At 74.5% G+C, this 235-nt stretch carries 1 pseudogene (cut by a window edge); it reads left to right on the top strand.

Annotated features, from left to right (window positions below):
- Positions 1-162 precede the first annotated feature (162 nt).
- A pseudogene (locus tag K789_RS0117820) lies at positions 163-235 on the top strand (site-specific tyrosine recombinase XerD); it runs 848 nt beyond the window's last position.

A 235-nucleotide genomic window follows, 5' to 3' on the forward strand; every position in this document is an offset into this window, starting at 1 on the left:
GAGCCTCCGTCCGGGCGATGCCCCGTGGCCGGCGCATCCCAGCCAGCGCTGATGACGGAACCGCTGACCGCCGTGCCGCCTGCTCCTGCGCACCCTGCGCCCCATGCCCTTGCCGCCCCCGCCCAGGCCCCGGCCCGGCCGCTCACAGCGATAGACCGTGCCATGACGGACTACCTGCAGCACATGGGGGTGGAACGGGGGCTCGCGGCCAACACCCTCTCCGCGTACAGGCGGG

This window comes from Arthrobacter sp. TB 26 (genome assembly GCF_000427315.1).
In the GTDB taxonomy this organism is placed as follows: domain Bacteria; phylum Actinomycetota; class Actinomycetes; order Actinomycetales; family Micrococcaceae; genus Arthrobacter.